Origin of the sequence: Halomonas sp. SSL-5 (assembly GCF_030708455.1) — a bacterium.
GTDB lineage: Bacteria > Pseudomonadota > Gammaproteobacteria > Pseudomonadales > Halomonadaceae > Halomonas.
The window spans coordinates 35,255-51,988 of sequence record NZ_JAUYWF010000003.1; the positions used below are offsets into that span (position 1 = coordinate 35,255).

At 69.4% G+C, this 16,734-nt stretch carries 20 protein-coding genes; 16 read left to right on the forward strand and 4 right to left on the reverse strand.

The genetic code is table 11. The features are described 5' to 3' along the window. The first annotated feature begins 4 nt into the window (after positions 1 to 4). From RAN53_RS03785 to RAN53_RS03830, 10 genes are all read left to right on the forward strand, one after another. The gene (locus RAN53_RS03785; protein WP_305795486.1) at positions 5 to 352 is read left to right on the forward strand and encodes a Na+/H+ antiporter subunit C; all 348 of its coding nucleotides are present in this window, start codon (positions 5 to 7) and stop codon (positions 350 to 352) included. Then, the gene (locus RAN53_RS03790) at positions 349 to 1,866 is read left to right on the forward strand and encodes a Na+/H+ antiporter subunit D (RefSeq protein WP_305795487.1); all 1,518 of its coding nucleotides are present in this window, start codon (positions 349 to 351) and stop codon (positions 1,864 to 1,866) included. The genes RAN53_RS03785 and RAN53_RS03790 overlap by 4 nt, the downstream gene beginning before the upstream one ends. Continuing rightward, positions 1,863 to 2,336 (forward strand): Na+/H+ antiporter subunit E, encoded by a 474-nt coding sequence (locus tag RAN53_RS03795; RefSeq protein ID WP_305795488.1) that lies wholly within the window; start codon positions 1,863 to 1,865, stop codon positions 2,334 to 2,336. Before RAN53_RS03790 ends, RAN53_RS03795 begins: the two co-directional genes overlap by 4 nt. Before the next feature lie 31 nt (positions 2,337 to 2,367). Next, positions 2,368 to 2,637, forward strand: a complete 270-nt coding sequence (locus tag RAN53_RS03800) for a monovalent cation/H+ antiporter complex subunit F (RefSeq protein ID WP_161431274.1) — start codon at positions 2,368 to 2,370, stop codon at positions 2,635 to 2,637. Then, a complete protein-coding gene (gene mnhG / locus RAN53_RS03805) occupies positions 2,630 to 3,034 on the forward strand; it encodes a monovalent cation/H(+) antiporter subunit G (protein ID WP_305795489.1) in 405 nt (134 codons plus the stop codon). The genes RAN53_RS03800 and mnhG overlap by 8 nt, the downstream gene beginning before the upstream one ends. 188 nt (positions 3,035 to 3,222) lie before the next feature. Further along, a complete protein-coding gene (locus tag RAN53_RS03810; protein ID WP_305795490.1) occupies positions 3,223 to 3,375 on the forward strand; it encodes a DUF2256 domain-containing protein in 153 nt (50 codons plus the stop codon). Next, positions 3,372 to 4,739, forward strand: coding sequence for a DASH family cryptochrome (locus RAN53_RS03815; RefSeq protein WP_305795491.1), 1,368 nt, complete (start codon positions 3,372 to 3,374; stop codon positions 4,737 to 4,739). Before RAN53_RS03810 ends, RAN53_RS03815 begins: the two co-directional genes overlap by 4 nt. 10 nt (positions 4,740 to 4,749) lie before the next feature. Continuing rightward, complete coding sequence (locus tag RAN53_RS03820) at positions 4,750 to 5,229, forward strand: DUF3429 domain-containing protein (protein ID WP_305795492.1); 480 nt, start codon at positions 4,750 to 4,752, stop codon at positions 5,227 to 5,229. Between the two features lie 85 nt (positions 5,230 to 5,314). After that, positions 5,315 to 6,589 (forward strand): lytic murein transglycosylase, encoded by a 1,275-nt coding sequence (locus tag RAN53_RS03825; RefSeq protein WP_414842961.1) that lies wholly within the window; start codon positions 5,315 to 5,317, stop codon positions 6,587 to 6,589. Positions 6,590 to 6,632: 43 nt separating this feature from the next. Next, on the forward strand, positions 6,633 to 7,181 hold the full coding sequence (locus RAN53_RS03830) for an ATP-dependent zinc protease (protein ID WP_305795494.1): 549 nt from the start codon (positions 6,633 to 6,635) through the stop codon (positions 7,179 to 7,181). Positions 7,182 to 7,184: 3 nt separating this feature from the next. Here RAN53_RS03830 and RAN53_RS03835 read toward each other — a convergent pair whose 3' ends face one another. Continuing rightward, a complete protein-coding gene (locus tag RAN53_RS03835; protein WP_305795495.1) occupies positions 7,185 to 7,898 on the reverse strand; it encodes a 16S rRNA (uracil(1498)-N(3))-methyltransferase in 714 nt (237 codons plus the stop codon). Positions 7,899 to 8,014: 116 nt separating this feature from the next. Between RAN53_RS03835 and phaR the strand changes: the two genes are divergently transcribed. The 5 genes from phaR to RAN53_RS03860 all read left to right on the forward strand — a co-directional run bounded on the left by phaR (position 8,015) and on the right by RAN53_RS03860 (position 11,605). Continuing rightward, on the forward strand, positions 8,015 to 8,485 hold the full coding sequence (gene phaR, locus RAN53_RS03840) for a polyhydroxyalkanoate synthesis repressor PhaR (protein WP_305795496.1): 471 nt from the start codon (positions 8,015 to 8,017) through the stop codon (positions 8,483 to 8,485). Between the two features lie 83 nt (positions 8,486 to 8,568). Beyond that, a complete protein-coding gene (gene purD, locus RAN53_RS03845) occupies positions 8,569 to 9,861 on the forward strand; it encodes a phosphoribosylamine--glycine ligase (protein WP_305795497.1) in 1,293 nt (430 codons plus the stop codon). A 58-nt stretch (positions 9,862 to 9,919) separates the two neighbouring features. Then, the gene (locus tag RAN53_RS03850; protein WP_305795498.1) at positions 9,920 to 10,360 is read left to right on the forward strand and encodes an acyl-CoA thioesterase; all 441 of its coding nucleotides are present in this window, start codon (positions 9,920 to 9,922) and stop codon (positions 10,358 to 10,360) included. Next, complete coding sequence (locus RAN53_RS03855) at positions 10,360 to 11,232, forward strand: phosphoribulokinase (protein ID WP_305795499.1); 873 nt, start codon at positions 10,360 to 10,362, stop codon at positions 11,230 to 11,232. The genes RAN53_RS03850 and RAN53_RS03855 overlap by 1 nt, the downstream gene beginning before the upstream one ends. 31 nt (positions 11,233 to 11,263) lie before the next feature. Continuing rightward, on the forward strand, positions 11,264 to 11,605 hold the full coding sequence (locus RAN53_RS03860; protein WP_213312863.1) for a histidine triad nucleotide-binding protein: 342 nt from the start codon (positions 11,264 to 11,266) through the stop codon (positions 11,603 to 11,605). A 118-nt stretch (positions 11,606 to 11,723) separates the two neighbouring features. Here RAN53_RS03860 and RAN53_RS03865 read toward each other — a convergent pair whose 3' ends face one another. The 3 genes from RAN53_RS03865 to RAN53_RS03875 all read right to left on the reverse strand — a co-directional run bounded on the left by RAN53_RS03865 (position 11,724) and on the right by RAN53_RS03875 (position 14,126). Further along, a complete protein-coding gene (locus RAN53_RS03865; protein ID WP_305795500.1) occupies positions 11,724 to 12,143 on the reverse strand; it encodes an OsmC family protein in 420 nt (139 codons plus the stop codon). Between the two features lie 283 nt (positions 12,144 to 12,426). Beyond that, on the reverse strand, positions 12,427 to 13,107 hold the full coding sequence (gene murU / locus RAN53_RS03870; protein ID WP_305795501.1) for an N-acetylmuramate alpha-1-phosphate uridylyltransferase MurU: 681 nt from the start codon (positions 13,105 to 13,107) through the stop codon (positions 12,427 to 12,429). Beyond that, positions 13,104 to 14,126, reverse strand: a complete 1,023-nt coding sequence (locus tag RAN53_RS03875) for an aminoglycoside phosphotransferase family protein (protein ID WP_305795502.1) — start codon at positions 14,124 to 14,126, stop codon at positions 13,104 to 13,106. Before RAN53_RS03875 ends, murU begins: the two co-directional genes overlap by 4 nt. 141 nt (positions 14,127 to 14,267) lie before the next feature. Between RAN53_RS03875 and RAN53_RS03880 the strand changes: the two genes are divergently transcribed. Beyond that, positions 14,268 to 16,730, forward strand: a complete 2,463-nt coding sequence (locus tag RAN53_RS03880; RefSeq protein WP_305795503.1) for an LPS-assembly protein LptD — start codon at positions 14,268 to 14,270, stop codon at positions 16,728 to 16,730. The last annotated feature ends 4 nt before the right edge of the window (positions 16,731 to 16,734 follow it).

Here is a 16,734-nt window from a genome sequence, read left to right on the forward strand (position 1 = left end):
TCCCATGGAACCCTTGATGGCCGTCGCCATCGGCATCCTGTTCGCCGCCGCCATCTACATGATGCTGCGCCGCTCCATCGTCAAGCTGGTGATCGGGCTGATGCTGCTCTCCAACGCCGCCAACCTGCTGATCTTCGCGACCGCCGGCCTGACCCGCGGGGCACCGCCGCTGGTGCCCGAGGGGCTCACCGCGCCCGAGGGGGCGGTGGCCGACCCGCTGCCCCAGGCGCTGGTGCTCACCGCCATCGTCATCGCCTTCGGCGTGCTGTCGTTCGCCGTGGTGCTGGTGCGCCGCGCCTGGGAGATCGTGCGTGCCGATGACCTGGACAAGATGAAGGATACCGACACGTGAACCCCGAGATCGCGCTGCCCATCCTCATTTCGCTGATGGCGGGGGCCGTGTCGCTGGTGTTCTGGCGCTCGCGCCTGATGCAGCGGCTGGTCGCCGTGGGCGGCACCGCCGGGCTGCTGATCACCGCCCTATGGCTGCTCGCCTCGGTGAACCGCGAGGGCATCCTGGTGATGCACATGGGTAACTGGGCCGCGCCCTTCGGCATCAGCCTGGTGGCCGACCTGCTGGGCGCCATCATGGTGGTGCTCACCGGCATCATCGGCTTCGCCGTGGCGATCTACTCCCTGGCCACCGCCGGCCGTGGCCACGAGGCCTATGGCTACTTTCCGCTGATGCACCTGCTGCTGGCCGGGGTGGCCGGCGCCTTCCTCACCGGCGATATCTTCAATCTCTATGTGTGGTTCGAGGTGATGCTGGTCGCCTCCTTCGCGCTGCTGATACTGGGCAGCGAGAAGGCGCAGATGGAGGGGGCGATCAAGTACGTGACCCTGAACCTGCTCTCCTCGGTGATCTTCCTGATCGCCGTGGGGCTGCTCTACGGCATGGTGGGCACCCTCAACATGGCCGATATCGCCAGGCGCCTGGCCACGGTGGAGGAGCAGGGCATGGTGGATGCCCTGGCGATGATGTTCATGGTCGCCTTCGGCATCAAGGCGGCGGCCTTCCCGCTGTTCTTCTGGCTGCCGGCCTCCTACCACACCCCGCCGGTGGCGGTGTCGGCGCTGTTCGCGGGGCTGCTCACCAAGGTCGGGGTCTACGCGCTGTTCCGCGTCTTCACGCTGATCTTCCACCACAGCCCGGGCTACACCCACGAGATCCTGCTGTGGGGCGCGGGGCTGACCATGCTCTCCGGGGTGCTGGGCGCGGCGGCCCAGTTCGAGTTCCGGCGCATCCTGTCGTTCCATATCGTCAGCCAGATCGGCTACATGATCCTCGGCCTGGCGCTGTTTACGCCCCTGGCGATCGTTGGCGGGGTCTTCTACATCATGCATCACATCATCGTGAAGACGAACCTGTTCCTGGTCAGCGGCATCGTCCACCGCCTGGGCGGCAGCTACCAGCTCAAGCGCCTGGGTGGCTTCTATCGCAGCCACCCCTGGCTTGCCGTGCTGTTCCTGATTCCGGCCCTGTCGCTGGCCGGCATCCCGCCGCTGTCGGGGTTCCTGGCCAAGTTCATCGTGATCCGTGCCGGCATCGAGGCCGAGGCCTACGGGGTCACCGCCATCGCCCTGCTGGTGGGCCTGCTGACCCTCTATTCGATGATCAAGATCTGGTCCGAGGTGTTCTGGAAGTCGACGCCGCCCGAGGGTGACGTCGACCCCTACCCCGAGGTACGCCAGCGCGAGCTGTGGCTGATGGCCGCCCCGGTGGTGGGCCTGGGGCTTTGTACCCTGTTCATCGGCCTCTATCCGGCGCCGATCCATGCCCTGGCCGAGGCCTCGGCCGCCCAGCTGCTCGACCCGCAGGCCTATATCCGGGCGGTGCTGGGGGCGCAGGGGGAGGTGATGCCATGATCGGTGCGGCCTGGAACCTGCTGCTGGGCGGCGCCTGGGTGGTGCTCACCGGCGATTTCAGCGGCCTCAACCTGCTCGCCGGGCTGGTCTTCGGCTACCTGGTGCTGGCGCTGATCCAGCCCCAGGTGCCGGCGCTTTCCGGCTATGCCCAGCGCCTGCCGCGGCTGGTGGCGTTTATCGGCTTCTTCCTCAAGGAGCTGGTGATGGCCAACCTCAAGGTGGCCTTCGATATCGTCACCCCGCCCTGGTACATGAAGCCCGGGGTGATCGCCATGCCGCTCCAGGCGCGCAGCGAGTTCGAGATCGCCTTCGTGGCCAACCTGATCTCGTTGACCCCGGGCACCCTGAGCCTGGATGTCTCCGACGATCGCCGGGTGCTCTATATCCATGCCATGTTCCTGGACGACGAGGCAGAGCTGCGCCGCAACCTGGCGGAGCTGGAGCGCCGTGCCCTGGAGCTGTTCCATTGATGTTCATGCCGAATCGCGGAGGAGTGCGCCGATGTCGCCCCTGATCCTGCTGAGCCTGGTGCTGATGGCGCTGGCGCTGTGCCTGACCTTCGTGCGCCTGTTTCGTGGTCCGAGCCTGCCCGACCGGGTGGTGGCCCTGGAGCTCTTCTCGTCGATCCTGGTCGGCATCATCGGGGTGGTGGCCATCGCCACCGACGTGGCCAGCCTGCTCGACGTGGCCATCGTCATGGCGCTGATGGCCTTCATGGCCGCCATCGGCTTCGCGCGTTTCCTGGAGCGGGGAGGGCCGCGAGATGACTGAGATCCTCAAGGAGGGGCTGATCCTGGTCGGGGCGCTGTTCATGCTGCTGGCGGCGCTGGGCGTGGTGCGCCTGCCCGACCTGCTGACCCGCATGCATGCGACCACCAAGGCGGCCACCCTGGGCGCGACCCTGATCATGCTGGCGGTGGCGCTGCACTTCGCCCAGGTGGCGGTGGTGGCGCGGGCCTTCGGCGTGATCCTGTTCATCATGATGACGGCCCCCGTGGCCGCCCATGTGATCGGCCGTGCCGGCTACTTCGTCGGCTCCCGGCTGTGGGAGGGCACGCTCAAGGACGAGCTCAGGCCCAACTATGACCCCCTGACCCACGAGCTCAAGAGCGGCCTGGAGACCGAGCGCAACGCGCGCCGCGAGCCCGGAGAGCACGACGCCTCCTGAGCGCTTCCCGACCCCTGCCTGCCGTGCGGGGCCACCTTCGGGTGGCCCTGCTTGCGTCGGTCCCCGGCGCTTGTCGCCAGATCGGCCCCGAGCCATGCAAACCATCCGCGCTACCCCAGGGTGGCGGGAGTATAAATTGTACAGAAGCTGTACTACTATATTCCCATGTCCATGTTTGGGGTCCTGTCATGCACCACAAGCCACATCTGCCACACAAGCCCTGCGCCAGCTGCGGCCGGCCCTTCGCCTGGCGCCGCAAGTGGGCCCGCTGCTGGGAGGAGGTCCGCCACTGCAGTGAGCGCTGCCGACGCGAGGCGCATCGCCGGAGCCCGGCGTCGTGAGGCGTGTGCTGGTATGGCTGCGCGGTGACCTGCGCCTGGCCGACAATCCCCTGCTGCGCTTCGCCTCGCCCGCCGAGTCGCTGCTCTGCGTCTACGTGCTGGACGACGCCTGGCTCGAGGACCGCGCCGGCCTGGGGCCACGCATCGGCGCCGCGCGGCTGCGTTTCCTCTGGGAGAGCCTGATCGCCCTGCGCGGCGAACTGCTCGGTCGCGGCAGCGATCTGCTGGTGCGTGTCGGGGACCCGCTGGAGGAGGTCGCCGGCCTGGTCGATCGCCACGCCTTCGACCAGGTCCGCGTGCGTCGCGACGCCGGCTGGGAGGAGAGCGGCGCGGTGGCGCGCCTGGCCGAGCGCCTGGGGCCCGGTGTCGAGCTGTGGCAGCCCGATGCCGGCCTGCTACTCGACGAGGGCGAGCTGCCGTTGCCCCTGGACGCGTTGCCGCCGAGCTTCTCGGCCTTCCGCCGCCGGGTGGAGCCCGCCGCCACGCTGCCGGCGTCCTGGCCGGCGCCGGTGACCCTGCCGCCCTGGCCCGAAGGCGCGCCGCGAGGGCTGCCGGCGCTGCATCGGGTATCGCCGGTGGCCGCCGACTGGACGGCCGATGCGCGCGGGGGCTTCCGCTTCGCCGGTGGCGAGGCGGAGGGGCTGGCGCGGCTCGACCACTATCTCTGGCAGGGCGGCGCCGTGGCCAGCTACAAGCAGACACGCAACGCCCTGATGGGCGCCGACTTCTCCACCCGCCTCGCCCCCTGGCTGGCCCACGGCTGCCTCTCGCCGCGCCAGGTTCACGACGCGGTACGCGCCTGGGAGGCGACCCACGGGGCCAATGACTCCAGCGAATGGGTGATCGTCGAGCTGCTGTGGCGCGACTACTTCCACTGGGCCGCGCGCCAGGAGGGGGCGGCGCTGTATGGCCGCCGGCGGCTGCCGCCGGCCGACGACGCCTTCCGTCGCTGGTGCCGCGGGCGCACGGGGGTGCCGCTGATCGATGCCGCCATGACGGAGCTCGCCGCCACCGGCTGGCTCTCCAACCGGGCGCGGCAGAATGCGGCGAGTTTCCTGGTCTTCGAGCTGGGTGGCGACTGGCGCCTCGGCGCGGCCTGGTTCGAGCGCTGCCTCATCGATTACGATGCCGCCAGCAACTGGGGCAACTGGCGTTACGTGGCCGGCGTGGGACGGGATCGGCGCGGGCATCGCTTCGACATCCCCTGGCAGGCCCGTCGCTACGACCCCGAGGGTGACTACGTGGCCCGTTGGCAGCCCGCGCTGGCCACGCTGCCGGTGGCGCAACGCCATCAGCCCTGGTGTGCCGATGTCGAACGCTTTCCACCGCCTCCGGGCAGCAAGGTGCCGCCCGCCGACCCCTGAGGAGCCCCGCATGACTCTTCCCGGACTCGCCATCGATGCCGACGGCCGCCTCTCTCGCCTGCCGCTGCTGCTTGGCCTGGCCGGCCTGTTGCCTTTTCTCTTCACCGCCGCGGCGGCCTGGCTGGCGCCGGTGGCCTGGCAGGTGGTGGCCATCAAGGCCTTCCTGGCCTACGCCGCCGTGATCCTCTCGTTCCTGGGCGGCATCCAGTGGGGCGTGGCCATGTCGCTCGAGTCGGCCGGCAGTGGCGCCTTTCGTGCACGCCTGCTGCTGAGCATGGCGCCGAGCCTGATCGCCTGGCCGGCACTGCTGCTGCATCCGTTGAGCGGCGCCTGGGTGCTGGCCAGCGGCTTTGTGCTGGTGCGCCTGCATGAGCTGGGGCGCGACAGCCGCGAAACGCTGCCCACCTGGTTCCAGTCCCTGCGCAACCTGCTGAGCGTGGTGGTGCTGGCCTGTCTTGTGGCGGTGATCTGGCGCCTCACCGGAAGCTGAACGGGGCTTCCCGCGGCGCGCCAACTGCGCGATGATCCGGTGTTAATGCCCATGACGCCAAGGAGTGCTCGCCACCATGCTACGGATGACCTTGACCTGCTGCCTGATGCTGGCCCTGCTGGCCGGCTGCCAGAGCGGCCCGGCCCGTGAGGCGAGTGCCGCCGAGCAGGCGCCCGCGACACCCGGCGAGGCGGCGGCCCACTCCTCCGCCCCCGCCGACGATGCCCGGGAACCCGCCGCCGCCGAGAGCTTCTCCGCCTGGCTGGCCCGCTTCCGGCGCGAGGCGCGTGGCGAGGGGATCTCGCCGGCGACCCTGGCCCGCGCCCTTGACGGGGTGCGCTATCGCCCCCGGGTGATCGAGCTGGACCGTTCCCAGCCGGAGTTCGTGCGCCCCATCTGGCAGTACCTGGACAGCGCCGTCTCCGCCCAGCGTGTCACCACCGGGCGGGCCCGCCTGGCCGAGCACCGCGACACCGCGCGCCGCATGGAGCAGCGCTACGGGGTGCCGGCGGAGGTGATCGTGGCGATCTGGGGCATCGAGAGCAACTACGGCGGCAACTTCGGCGACTTCTCGACCCTCGAGGCGCTGGCGACGCTGGCCTACGACGGGCGGCGCCGCGACTTCGCCCGGGGCGAGCTGCTCGCCGCCCTGCGCATCATCGAGGCCGGGGATATCGCCCCCGAGCGCATGCTCGGCTCCTGGGCCGGCGCCATGGGTCATACCCAGTTCATCCCCTCCAGTTTCGAGGCCTACGCCAAGGACGGTGACGGCGACGGTCGCCGCGACATCTGGGGCAGCATCCCCGACGTCATGGCCTCCACCGCCCACTATCTGGCGCGTGCCGGCTGGCGCGAGGGGGAGCCCTGGGGCGTCGAGGTGACCCTGCCGGAGGGGTTCGACTATGCCCAGACCGAGCTTTCCAACCGCCGCTCGTCCGCCGCCTGGTCCTCACAGGGCGTGGGTGCCGTGGGCGGCGGCGCCCTGCCCGACTATGACGAGGCGGCGGTGATCGTGCCCGCCGGGGCGAGGGGGCCGGCCTTCCTGGTAGGGCCCAACTTCCGCGCCATCCTGCGCTACAACAATGCCACCAGCTATGCGCTGGCGGTGGGCAGCCTCGCCGACGAGATCGCGGGGCGCGACGGGGTCGTCGGCGGCTGGCCCCGTGACGAGCAGCCGCTGGCACGCGCCGAGGTGCGCGAGATGCAGCACGCCCTCAATGCCCGCGGTTTCGAGGTGGGCACGCCCGACGGCATCCTGGGCCCCAACACCCGGCGTGGCCTGCGTGAGTACCAGGCATCCATCGGCGAGGTGCCGGACGGCTTCGCCACCCGGCGCCTGCTGGAGGGCCTGACCCGCTGAATTCACAACGGTCGCAAGGGCCGGACACAAGAGGAAACGGATAATGCGCATCAAGCATGCCCTGGCCGCGGTTCTGGGAATGGCCCTGCTGGCCTCGACGGTCCAGGCCGACGACAAGGTGTTCGGCTGGGTCGAGAAGGCCATCGTGGAGCCCTGGGGCGTGGAGGTGAAGGCCAAGCTCGACAGCGGTGCCCTGACCTCCTCGCTGGACGCCCGCGACATCGAGCGCTTCAAGCGCGACGGCGAGCGCTGGGTGCGCTTCCGCCTCAAGCTGGAGGACGAGGAGAGCGGGGAGGTGTTCAGCGAGCGCCTGGAGTTGCCGCTCTATCGCAGTCTCAGGCTGCGCGGGGCCGGCGGCACCGACCGCCGCCCGGTGGTGCTGATGAAGGTCTGCCTCGGCGATACCGTCTACGAGGAGCAGTTCAGCCTGCGCGATCGCGGCGACATGAACTATCCGCTGCTGCTGGGGCGGCGCACCATCGGCCACCTGGGCCTGCTGGATGTGCGCGATACCTTCCTCTCCGAGCCGGTCTGCGACGACGATTCGCCGCTGGTGGAGCATGATCCCGAAGAGGAGGAGGCCGACGACTGACTGCTAGAACAGCCGCGCCAGCAGGGCGGTCACCGCGGTCTCCACCCGCAGGATGCGCTGGCCCAGGTGGATGCCTTCGCAGCCCGCCTCCAGCAGCTTCTCCACCTCCCAGGGGATGAAGCCCCCCTCGGGACCCACCAGCAGCAGCGTTTCCTCGTCGAGGCCCCGCGGGCAGGCGCCGGGCATGCCGGGGTGGGCCAGCAGGCCGCGCCGCCCCTCCAGCAGGCCGGGCAGGCGGTCCTCCACGAAGGGGCGAAAGCCCTTCTCCAGGGTGACCTCGGGCAGGCGGGTGTCCCGGGCCTGCTCCAGACCCAGCACCAGGTGATGGTGGATCTTCTCCGCATCGAGCTCCGGCGACATCCAGTAGCTCTTCTCCACCCGCCGGGTATGCAGCAGGGTGATCCGCTTCACCCCAAGAGTGGTGACGTGCTCCAGGCTGCGCGCCAGCATGCGTGGACGCGGCAGTGCCAGCACCAGGTGCACCGGCAGCGCCGGCGGTGGGGCCTGGTCGAGGGCGTCCAGCGCGAAGGTCGCCTCCTGCTCGTCGAGGGTGACCAGCTCGCCCCGGCCGATCGCCCCGCCGATGACCCCGAGGGTGAGGCGGTCCCCGGGGGCGGCGCGATGGACCTCGCGCAGATGGCGCAGGCGCCGCGGGTCACGCACCCGTGCCAGGCGGTCGTTCTCGATGTCGTCGGGAGAAAGCAGGATCAGGTTCATGGTGCCTCGCCGCGTTGGAGACGGAATGATGGGTATACCTTGCATGGTGGGTGTCGCGGTGCACAATGGTCCTGCAGGGGCAGTCGTCCCTCCCACATTGAATGAGGAGCAGCGCCGTGCGCGTGATTCGCAAGTATGCCAACCGCAGGCTCTATGATACCGAACAGAGCCGCTATGTGACCCTCGAGGACCTGCGTGGGCTGATCCTCGATGAAGTGCCGTTTCGCGTCGAGGATGCCAAGAGCGGCGAGGACCTGACCCGCACCATCCTGCTCTCGATCATCATCGAGCAGGAGCAGGCCGATGGTGATGCGCAGGTGTTTTCCAACGACCTGCTGGCCCAGTTCATCCGTGTCTACGACATGGCCCACCCGCTGCCGCTGTCGCGCTACCTGGAGCAGGGCACCAAGCTGATGATGGAACAGCAGCAGCGCATGCAGGACCAGTGGCAGCAGGCCCTGCGCCACTCGCCCATGGACCTGATGCGCGAGATGGCCGAGGAGAACATGCGCTTCTGGCAGCAGACCATCGGTCAAGGGCCCGGTGCCGCTGGCAAGGGCGACAAGGGCGACGATGACAAGGCGTGACGCAGGCGCCATGTCTTTCTGACATAATGCCGCCTCGATTTTCAACGCCGCACAGTCGGCCAGCAGCATGAAGGTGGAATAGGATGAAGGTGCTGATCATCGGCGGCGGAGGCCGCGAACACGCCCTGGCCTGGAAGGTCGCCCAGTCGCCGCAGGTGGCGATGACCTATGTGGCGCCGGGCAATGCCGGCACCGCCCGGGAGCCCGGGCTGACCAATGTCGCGATCGCCGCGGATGACCTGGAGGGACTGCTGGTCTTCGCCCGCGACGCCGCCGTCGATCTCACCATCGTCGGCCCCGAGGCGCCGCTGGTGGCCGGTGTGGTGGACCGCTTCCGCGAGGCGGGCCTGGTGATCTTCGGCCCCACCGCCGGCGCCGCCCAGCTCGAGGGCTCCAAGGCCTTCTCCAAGGACTTCCTGGCCCGCCACGCCATCCCCACCGCTGCCTACCGCACCTTCACCGCGGTGGCGCCGGCCCTCGATTACCTGCGCGAGCAGGGGGCGCCCATCGTGATCAAGGCCGATGGCCTGGCCGCGGGCAAGGGTGTCATCGTCGCCATGAGCCTCGCGGAGGCCGAGGCGGCGGTGCGCGACATGCTCGAGGACAACGCCTTCGGCGATGCCGGCGCCCGGGTGGTGATCGAGGAGTTCCTCGACGGCGAGGAGGCCAGCTTCATCGTCATGGTGGATGGCGAGAGCGTGCTGCCCATGGCCACCAGCCAGGACCACAAGCGGGTGGGCGAGGGCGACACCGGCCCCAATACCGGCGGCATGGGCGCCTACTCGCCGGCGCCGGTGGTCACCGATGAGGTGCACGAGCGCATCATGCAGCGGGTGATCCTGCCCACGGTCAAGGGCATGGCCGCAGAGGGGCATCCCTATACCGGCTTCCTCTACGCCGGCCTGATGATCGACACCGCGGGCAACCCCAGGGTGATCGAATACAACTGCCGCTTCGGCGATCCCGAGACCCAGCCGATCATGTTGCGCCTGCGCTCGGACCTCGCCGAGCTGTGCCTGGCCGGGGCACGGGGCGAGCTGGCCGGCCACGCCTGCGAGTGGGACGCGCGCGCCGCGGTAGGCGTGGTGCTCGCCGCCGGCGGCTACCCGGGCAGTTACCGCAAGGGCGACGCCATCGAGGGCATCGAGACCGCCGAGGCCACCGGCTGCAAGGTGTTCCATGCCGGCACCGCCGACCAGGACGGCCAACTGGTCAGCGCCGGCGGTCGGGTGCTCTGCGTCACCGCCCTGGGCGAGGGCGTCTCGGCGGCCGCCGGGAATGCCTACCGCGGGGTCGACGCCATCCGCTGGGAGGGCGCCTTCTGCCGCCGTGATATCGCCCATCGCGCCATCGTCCGCGAGCGCGGCGAGCGCTGAATCACGGCCTCGACCCACGGCACCTCGCGTCACAACAAGAGCAACATGGGAGGCAAGCATGGAGCGCGTCAGGCTCGATTTTCCCGAGGCCGCCATCATCCACCGCCAGCCGCTGTCGGTGCGCGTGACCGACATGAACTATGGCCGCCATCTGGGCCATGATGCCCTGGTGTCGCTGCTCCACGAGGCGCGCATCCAGGCCCTGGCCGCGCTGGGGCTCACCGAGTGGGACCTGGGCGGCTATCCCAGCGTGGTGGCCGACCTCGCCGTGCAGTACCAGTCGGAGGCGCGCTGGCCCGATGCCCTGGTGGTGGAGACGGCGATCCCCGCCCCCCGGGGCAAGGCGCTCACCGTCTTCCAGCGGGTGTGTCACGCCGAGGGCGGCCGCCCGGTCGCCACGGCGCGGCTCAACCTGCTGCTGGTGGATCCCGAGAGCGGCCGCCCGGTGGCGGTGCCCGAGGCCGTGAAGACATCCATCGCCGGAGCGGGAGGGGCCTGATGTCCCGTGAATATCCGATCATCGCCGTGACCGGCTCCTCCGGGGCCGGTACCACCACCGTCAAGCGTACCTTCGAGCGCATGTTCTCCCGCGAGGACGTGCACGCCGCCTTCGTCGACGGCGACGCCTTCCATCGCTACACCCGCGAGGAGCTTTCGCGGATCTTTCGCGAGGAGCCGGAGCGCAAGGATGAGCTCTCCCACTTCGCCGTGGAGGCCAACCTGCTCGAGGAGCTCGAGACACTGTTCCAGGAGTATGGCGAGGGCGGCAGCGGCACCTATCGCCACTATATCCACGCCGAAGACAAGCAGATGATCGAGTCCGGCTACCGGATCGGCACCTTCACCGAGTGGCAGCCGCTGCCCTATGGCACCGACCTGCTGTTCTACGAGGGACTGCACGGTGGCCTGGTCACCCCCGAGCACGATATCGCCCGTCACGTCGACCTGCTGGTGGGCGTGGCGCCGACCATGAACCTGGAGTGGATCCAGAAGATCGACCGCGATACCAAGCTGCGCGGTTATTCCCAGGAAGCGGTGATCGACACCATCCTGGGGCGCATGGACGACTATGTGCGCTATATTCAGCCGCAGTTCTCGCGCACCCATATCAACTTCCAGCGGGTGCCCACGGTGGATACCTCCAACCCCTTCGAGGTGCAGGATATCCCCACCGACGCCGAGTCCTTCGCGGTGATCCGCTTCCGCGAACCGGCCACGGTGGACTTCCCCTACCTGCTGGCGATGATCCAGGATGCCTTCATGAGTCGCCCGCATACCCTGGTGGTGCCCGGGGCACGAGTCTCCCTGGCCATGGAGCTGATCCTGGGGCCGCTGGTGCGCCACCTGCTGGCCCAGCGGCGTTTCCGCTGATCCCGATCATCCCGACGAGGAGGCCCACGAGATGGAATGCCTGTTCTGCAAGATCATCAATCGCGAGATTCCCGCCGAGATCGTCTTCGAGGATGATCAGGTGGTGGCCTTCGAGGACATCAACCCCCAGGCACCTACCCACCTGCTGATCATCCCCAGGAAGCATATCGCCACCCTCAATGACCTCGAGGAGGGCGACCTGGCGCTGGCGGGGCGCCTGCAGTTCACCGCGGCGCGCCTGGCGAAGGAGCGGGGCTTCGCCGAGGAGGGCTACCGAGTGGTGATGAACTGCAATGACCAGGGCGGCCAGACGGTCTATCATATTCACATGCACCTGATGGGCGGCCGACGCTTTACCTGGCCGGCTGGGTAGTCGGCGTTCCTGCGGGCAACCGCGCGATCTTCGGTGTTCGGCGCATCAGGTGCATCCTCACACGCAAACGGCGCCACCCCAGGGGGTGGCGCCGTTTGCGTCATGGGTCCGCTGCCGCTCAGCCCTCGATGATGGTGTAGGAGTGGGTCACCTCGACCCCGCCCTTGACCAGCATGATCGAGGCGCTGCAGTACTTCTCGGCGGAGAGCTCCACGGCGCGCGCGACCTGCTTCTCCTTGAGCCCACGGCCGGTGACCGTGAAGTTCACATGGATCTTCGTGAACACGCTGGGCGTGGCATCGGCGCGCTCGGCCTCGACGCTCGCCACGCAGTCGCTGACGTCGGCTCGGGCCTTGTCGAGGATGTTGAGGATATCGAAGGAGGTGCAAGCCCCCATGCCCATCAGCAGCAGCTCCATGGGGCGGGGGCCGGTGTTGCGGCCGCCGTGGTCGGGCGGCCCGTCGATGACCACGCTGTGGCCGCTGCCCGATTCGGCAACGAACTGGCGGCCGTCGGTCCATTTCACTGTAGCTTTCATGGCAAGGGTTCCTTTTCGATTGTCGGCAAATCGCGGCAGCATAGCAGTCGTTGCTGAGCCCCGCACATCGCTCAAGGCTGTTCCGGCGACAGGCCCCGGAGCGCCGGACCGACGAGGGGCGCTGTGAATACTTCCCTGTACGCTACCTCGGCCCTGCGGCGCTCTCGCATCCTGCTCCGCTTGCAGGACCGGTGCTGGCCATCCATGGCCAGCCCGTTCGAAGCAGTGCTTCTCACCCCTGGTCCTCGGACCCCCTCTACGGCCAACCCCCGGCGCCTCTCGCTCAGCTTTGAGGACGACTCGACGCCAGTGACTCGTCCAGCGTCCTCAGTCTCTCCGGCGTGCCCACGTCCACCCAGCGGCCGCGGTGATGGTGGCCGGCCACGCGCCCCTCGGCCATGGCGCGGCGCAGCAGCGGCGCCAGGGCGAAGGCGCCGGGGGCCTCATCAGCCAGCAGCGCCGGGTCGAGCAGGCTGATACCGGCGAAGGTGAGCCTCGGCTCGCCCTCGGCACGGACGCGGCCGGTGGCGTCGAGGTGGAAGTCGCCCGCCGGGTGGTGGTCGGGGTTGTCCACCAGCACCAGCCGCGCCCGGTCGCCGCTATCCAGCGCGGGCAGGGTGTTCGGGTCGAGATCGCACCAGACGTCGCCGTTGACCAGCAGGAAGGGGGCAGCGCCGAGCAGCGGCAGGGCGTGCTGGATGCCGCCACCCGTTTCCAGCGGCGCCTCCTCGCGACTCCAGGCGATGCGCACCCCGTGGTCGCCGCCGTCGCCCAGCGCCGCGATGATCTGCTCGGCGCGGTAGCTGACATTGATCACGACCTCGGTGATGCCCGCCGCGCGCAGGCGTTCGAGGTGGTGGACGATCAGCGGCCGGCCAGCCACCGGCAGCAGCGGCTTGGGGCAGCGGTCGGTGAGCGGACGCATGCGGGTGCCCAGTCCCGCGGCGAGGATCATCGCCTTCATGCCGCGCCCTCCAGGCGTGCGGAAATGGCGGGGCGGAAGGTCTCGGCGAGCCAGGTCCTGAAGGCGTCGTGGCCGGCGAGGCCCGCCAGGCTCTCCTCGAGGTGGGCGAGGAAGTGGGGCAGGCGCTCGAGGTAGCCCGTCTTGTGGTCGCGCAGGGTAAGGCGGCAGAAGATGCCCAGCACCTTGAGCGAGCGCTGGGCGGCCATGGCGTTGGCCTGGGCCAGGAAGTTGGCCTCGGTGGTGCTCGAGGGGAGGCGTCCGTCGGCCACGGCGCAGCGGCGGAAGGCCTCGACCCAGGCGGCGAACCGTTCGGCGTCGAAGCGGCAGTAGCGGCCGCGCAGCAGCGAGATCAGGTCGTAGCTGATGGGACCTGCCACCGCGTCCTGGAAGTCGATCAGCACCAGCGCTTCATCGCGCACCATCAGGTTCATGGCGTCGAAGTCACGGTGCACCGTGACCATCGGCTGAGCCAGCGCCTGCTCCACCAGGGCCTGGCGCAATGCCGCCCACCCCGGTGGCGTCTCCAGGCCCAGCCATTCGCCCAGGCACCATTCGGGGAACAGATCCAGCTCACGCTCGAGCAGGGCGGCATCGAAGCGCGGCAGCGCCTCGGGGCCGGCGCGGTTCTGCAGCTCGTGGAGCAGCGTGATGGCATGCTCGTGCCAGGCCAGCGTCTCGGCCTCGTCGCCGAAGCAGCGTTGCAGGGGGGTGTCCCCGAGGTCCTCCAGTTCGATGAATCCCGCTTCCAGGTCGACGGCGAAGAGGTGCGGCACCGGCAGCCCGGCGGCCTCCCAGCGGCGGGCGATGGCCACGAAGGGCTGGCTGTCCTCCTGCTCGGGCGGGGCATCCATCAGGATGCGGGTGGTGCCGTCGGGCAGGACCAGGCGGTAGTAGCGGCGGAAGCTGGCGTCGCCGGCGGCCAGGTGCAGGTCGAGGGCGGCGGGCGCCAGGGCGTGGCGCTCGGCGGCCCAGCGGGCGAGCCGTTCGCGGCGCGAGGCGTCGTGGGCGGCGTCGGTCATGAGAAGGCTCCTGGGTCGGGGTGTCCGGTTGACGGTCGAGGGCGCGCGCCGCATGCTGGGCGCTGCGCCGCCACCGCCGGCAGGACAGGCCGACGGCGGCCTGTATAATAGCGTTTCACCACGCCAAGGACATCGACCAACATGGGCAAGCGACTCTCATGGACGGCCCTTGCAGGCCTGGTGGCCGCGGGTCTTGGCGGCGGCCCGCTGCTGGCGGCCCCGCCGGAGCCCCTGCCTGCCGAGCAACTCGACTTCCAACCCTGGGGCAGTGAGAACCCGGGGGCTTCCCTGTGCCGCGGCGCCTATGTAATGCCCGACTACCGCCTGCCGCCCCCCGAGCCGGGCAAGGTGGCCAGCGAGTCGGCAAGCGCGAGCTACGGCGAGGATGGCGAGACCCTGCTGCGCGGCGAAGTGGTACTGCGCCGCGACAATGCCCAGCTCGAGACCCCCCGGGTGCGGGTACCGCCCAGCCGGGAGCGCGCCTTCGCCGAGGGCCCCCTGGCGCTGCGCGACCAGGGGCTGCTGGTGCGCGGCAGCGCCGGTGAGCTCTCGCTGGTGAACGACGCCGCCAGCGTCGACGAGGCGCACTATGTCATCCATGACCGCCACCTGCGCGGCGACGCCCAGCGCCTGGCGCGCCTGGAGGATGGCCGTTACCGGCTCTCCTCGGCGAGCTTCACCACCTGCGACCCCGGCGACAATCTCTGGCGCCTGGTGGGGGGCGACGTGGTGCTCGACCGCGAGAGCGGCTTCGGCACCGCCCGCAACGCACGGCTGGAGGTGAAGGACGTGCCGGTCTTCTACTGGCCCTGGGTCCGCTTCCCCATCGACGACCGCCGTCACACCGGCTTTTTGTGGCCGGCGGTGGGCTTCTCCACCGACTCGCTGGACTACGCCCAGCCCTTCTACTGGAACATCGCCCCGGACCAGGACGCCACCATCACGCCGCGCTGGATCAGCGATCGCGGCCTGCTGCTGGGCGGCCAGTACCGCTACCTCCTGCCCTCCGCCGCGGGCCAGATCGAGGGCGCCTGGCTGGACAGCGACGATGGCGGTGACAGCGACAACCCCAACGATGCGGCGCGCCGCTACGAGGGCGAGGAACGCTGGTACCTCGACTACCGCCATGCCGGTACCCTGAACCCCCGCAGCCGCTACCGGCTGCGCTACGGGGCGGCCAGCGACGGCCGCTACTTCGACGACTTCGGCAGCGACTTCGCCGAACAGAACACCTCGGCCATGGAGCGCCTGGCCCAGGTCGACTACCGCGGCGATACCTGGCGCCTCGACGCCCGCGCCCAGGGCTTCCAGAAGCTCGACGACCCGCTGCTGGAGCAGGACAAGCCCTTCTATCGCCTGCCCAGCCTCACCGCGGCGGCGCGCTGGAACCAGCAGAGCGGCTTCTACCAGCAGTGGCAGAGCAACTACAGCTACTTCTGGCGCGATATCGAAACGGATGAACAGGGAATCTATGAGAGTGATGGGCGGCGTCTGAGAGTTCCGCTGAATGAGTCGGCCACCGGCTCGCGGCTGCACCTGTCGCCGGCCGTGGGCTGGCGCTTCGACGAGAGCTGGGGCCATCTGGAGCCGCGCCTGGAGTGGTTGGGCACCGCCTACGCGCTGGACTACGGCGACCGCGACACCGACCGTGACACCTCCCTGACCCGCAGCGTGCCGGTGGCCTCCGTGGATGCCGGCCTGGTGTTCGAGCGCGAGCTCGACCTGGGGGGCCGTGATTACCGCCAGACCCTGGAGCCCCGCGCCAACTACGCCTACGTGCCGGCCCGGGACCAGAGCGACTTTCCCGACTTCGACACCAGCGAGCGCGCCTTCTCCTGGAGCCAGCTGTGGTCGCCGCATCGCTTCTCCGGCAGCGACCGGGTCGGCGATCTCAACCGCCTCTCCCTGGGGGTGGAATCGCGCCTGCTCGAGGACGACAGCGGCCGCCAGCGGCTCTCCCTGGGGCTGGGCCAGGCGCTCTACTTCGAGGACCGCAGCATCGATATGGCGGGCGACCCCGACGACTTGCCGGCCAATGGCGCGGATTTCTACCGTGCCACCCGCGATCGCTCGCCGCTGGTCGCCAATGCCGACTGGCAGCTCACCGAGCGCTGGCGCACCCGCTGGCAGTGGCTGTATGACGACGACCTGGAGCGCACCGAGCGCACCGGGGTCGACCTGCAGTACCGCTCGCCGAAAGGCCACGCGTTGAACCTCGGCTACCGCTGGGAGCTCAATGGCTTTGACCCCTCGCTGGACGAGGATGACGATGACTTTCGTGATTACAACCGCGAGGAGTACGACGCCTCCTTCGCCTGGAAGGCCGGCCGGCGCGTCGACCTGATCGGTCGCCTGCTCTATGACAACACCAACGACCGCGCCCTGGAGCAACTGGCCGGGGTGCAGTGGAACGACTGCTGCTATGGCGTGCAGCTGGTTTGGCGCGAGTGGGTCGACGACAACGACACCGGCATCCTGGCCGATGATTTCACCGATCGCGGGGTCTTCCTGCGCTTCGTGTTCAAGGGGCTCGGCGGCGTGGGCCGCGAGGCCGACAGCTACTTCGAGGAGGCCATCCCCGGCTACCGCAGCACCGCCTTCTGAGCCG